General features: G+C 60.8%; 3 protein-coding genes. 2 read left to right on the plus strand and 1 reads right to left on the minus strand.

The window, feature by feature from the left end; translation table 11 throughout:
- Together F8K16_RS06240 and htpG are read left to right on the plus strand one after the other, a co-directional pair.
- A partial coding sequence (locus tag F8K16_RS06240) for a hypothetical protein (RefSeq protein WP_294948330.1) occupies positions 1–662 on the plus strand: 662 nt, incomplete at its 5' end.
- A 181-nt stretch (positions 663–843) separates the two neighbouring features.
- Positions 844–2,718: a molecular chaperone HtpG gene (gene htpG, locus F8K16_RS06245; protein WP_294948332.1), complete on the plus strand. Its 1,875-nt coding sequence runs from the start codon at positions 844–846 to the stop codon at positions 2,716–2,718.
- Positions 2,719–2,918: 200 nt separating this feature from the next.
- On the opposite strand, the gene trxC is transcribed toward htpG, so the two are convergent.
- Entirely contained in the window at positions 2,919–3,341 is a 423-nt protein-coding gene (trxC, locus tag F8K16_RS06250; protein ID WP_294948334.1) for a thioredoxin TrxC, read from the minus strand.
- Between the last annotated feature and the right edge of the window lie 14 nt (positions 3,342–3,355).

Here is a 3,355-nt window from a genome sequence, read left to right on the forward strand (position 1 = left end):
AACGAGGCGGTTTTGGCGCCGTGGAAAGGGTGGCATTGGTCAAGCGCAAGAAAAGTGGCATGCACGTGGGCTACACCAATCCCGACTACTGGTTTCACGTCATGCGTCTGAAAGGAGACATCGCGCCGGTGCGTGCGGCCATGGAGAAGGCGCTGGGCAACGCGGGCCAGTATGGCAGCAAGAAGGCCTTCAGTGCCGAGGAACTGCGAAGCTACCGCTACATGGGCATGCCGGACTTCGCCGATGTGGATGAACTCTACACCTACAAGAGCCACAAGGAAGGCGTGGAAGTGATCGAACGCAATCTGGCCAAGGGCGTGGCCGGGGTGAAAAAGGTCTATCGGGTGGATATTCCCGGCACCGAAATGACAGTATGGGGTGTGCAGTTCACGGAAGGCCCGGCGGCGGACAGGTTCATCCTCAAGAAGATGGACCGCAAGGGCAAGACCCATGCAGCGCATCTGCCCTACGAGCTGCTGCTGGACGGCAAGCAGGCAGTAGCGCTCAAGGGGGAGTTCCGCATCGCCATCAGCTGGCCCACCTCCACCATGTTCAAGTTCATGCGCATCTCCCGTTCGCCCGACGCCATCGAGGAAGACCTGCTGATGGTCACCCATCCCAAAGGCAGGCTGGAACAGAGTGATGTGATGGACGAGCTGTGAGAAAAGGCTTTGTCATGAGGCAAAGGGGCGCATGGCGCCCCTTTTTCGTACCGGAAGCGGGAGAAATCGGGGTTTTTTCCGCCGCGCCGGGACGGCATCCCGCAAAAATGGGGGAGACCCCCTTGAAAACATGGCCTGAGACCCCAATGACATGCCGTTGAGCCATCAAGGGAGGCAGAGCATGTCACAGGTGGAAACCCATCGCTTTCAGACCGAAGTGGAGCAGCTGCTCCATCTGGTGATCCATTCTCTCTATTCCAATCGGGACATTTTCCTGCGCGAGCTGATCTCCAACGCCTCCGACGCGCTGGACAAGCTGCGTTTCGAGGCGCTGTCCAACGATGCTCTCTATGAGGGAGACGGCGAGCTGGCCATTCGCGTCAGCTATGACCGGGACGCCGGCACCATCACGGTGGAGGACAACGGCATCGGCATGAGCCGGGACGACGTGGTGGAGAACATCGGTACCATCGCCAGTTCCGGCACGCGCAGGTTCCTGGCACAGCTGAGCGGCGATCAGAAGAAGGACAGCGCGCTCATCGGCCAGTTCGGCGTGGGCTTCTACTCCGCCTTCATCGTGGCCGACAGGGTGACACTGGAGACCCGTCGTGCCGGGGCGGACAGGTCCGAGGGTGTGCGCTGGGTCTCCGAAGGGAAGGGGGAATACACTCTTGAGGCCATCGAGAAGGAGAAGCACGGCACCCGTGTCATCCTGCATTTGAAGGATGATGCGAAGGAGTATCTGGACGGCCACCGGCTGCGCAGCATCATCCGGGAATACTCCGACCACATCAGCTTCCCCATCTACATGCCGAAGGAAGAGTTCAAGGATGGGGAGACGGTCATTCTGGACGAGTGGGAGCAGGTCAACAAGGCCACGGCTCTGTGGCTGGAGCCACGCTCGAAGCTGAAGGACGAGGACTACATCAACTTCTACAAGCAGACCTTCCACGACTTCGAGGACCCGCTCACCTGGCTGCACAACCGGGTGGAAGGCACGCTGGAATACACCAGCCTGTTCTACATTCCCAAGGTGCCGCCGTTCGACCTCTATGACCGCGAGCGCCGCTATGGCGTCAAGCTGTATGTGAAGCGGGTGTTCATCATGGATGATGCCGAGCATCTGCTGCCCGCCTATCTGCGCTTCGTGCGCGGCATCATCGATTCTGACGACCTGCCGCTCAACGTCTCGCGGGAGATCCTGCAGGACAATCAGGTGGTGCGCAAGATCCGCAGTGCCTCCACCAGGCGCATTCTGGACCATCTGGACAAGCTCTCCAGGGAGGATGCGGACAGATACGCCACCTTCTGGGACGCCTTCGGCAACGTGCTCAAGGAAGGCGTGGTGGAAGACCATGGCAACCGCGAAAAGATCGCCAAACTGCTGCGCTTTGCCTCTACTCACGAGGACAGCGAGAAGCAGCGGGTGTCGCTGGACGACTACATCAGCCGCATGAAGGATGACCAGAAGGCCATCTACTACATCGTGGCCGACAGCTACGCCGCCGCCAAGAACAGCCCCCATCTGGAGCTGTTCCGCAAGAAGGGCATCGAGGTGCTGCTGATGTATGACCGCATCGATGAGTGGCTGGTGGGTCACCTGCATGAATACGACGGTAAACCGCTCAAGTCGGTCACCCAGGCTGATCTGGACATCGAAGACGACGCCGAGGTGTCCAAGGAGGAGAAGAAGGCGGCGGACAAGCTGGCCAAGCGGCTGAAAAAGGCGCTGGGCGATGCGGTGGAGGACGTGCGCACCACCACCCGCCTGACCGACTCGCCGGCACGGGTGGTGCCGCCGGAAAACGGCCTCAGTCCGCACATGATCCAGATGCTCAGGCAGATGGGGCAGGAGCCGCCGAAGCAGAAGCTCATTCTGGAGATCAACCCCACCCATGCGCTGATCAGGAAGCTGGAGCGGCTGGACGACGATCAGAAGTTGAAAGATTGGGGCATGATGCTGCTGGAGCAGGCCCAGCTGGCCGACGGCATGCAGCTGGAGGATCCGGGCAGCTTCGTGCGCCGGCTCAACACCCTGCTCAGCGAGCTGGTGTGAGCGTCACCGGTATGGGGGATAAGAAAAGCGCCGCATTCCGCGGCGCTTTTTGTTTTGGGGGTGACGGCGTGGTGGTCACAGGCATGTCACCGATTCAGGGGTGTCTGTGCGAGGGCTGCCCTGCACAAGGGCATTCATTTGGTGATCAGCATGGAGCGAGCGGCGAATGAAAACGGCCCCGTGCCGGGGCCGCAGCGGGATCAGAGGTTCTGCGCCACCCACTGGGCGAACTGCTGCGGCGGCAGGGCGCCGGAAATCTGCGCGGCCATCTGGCCATTCTTGAACATCGCCAGCGTGGGAATGGAGCGGATGCCGAACTGGGCCGCCAGCTGCGGGTTGGCCTCGGTGTTGATCTTGACAAAGCGCGCCCGTGGCTCGAACTGGGCAGCCACCTGGGCGAAGGTGGGGGCGAACATCTTGCATGGCCCGCACCAGGGCGCCCAGAAATCCACCACCATGGGCTGATCCGTCTTCTGCAGCGCCTTGATGAACTGTTCGGTGTTCATCTCCACCGGCTGGCCGGTGAACAGTGCATGCTTGCACTTGCCGCAGGTGGGGTTGGCATCGAGTTTTTCTTCCGGCACGCGGTTGAGCGCGCCGCAGTGTGGACACATGACGATCATGGTTGCATCTCCTT

Origin of the sequence: Sulfurivirga sp., from assembly GCF_015490265.1 — a bacterium.
Lineage (GTDB): Bacteria > Pseudomonadota > Gammaproteobacteria > Thiomicrospirales > Thiomicrospiraceae > Sulfurivirga.

Excerpts from the sequence above, each read along its gene's own strand:
- trxC (WP_294948334.1), bottom strand. The coding sequence starts at position 3,341 with ATGATCGTCATGTGTCCACACTGCGGCGCGCTCAACCGCGTGCCGGAA.
- htpG (WP_294948332.1), top strand. The coding sequence starts at position 844 with ATGTCACAGGTGGAAACCCATCGCTTTCAGACCGAAGTGGAGCAGCTG.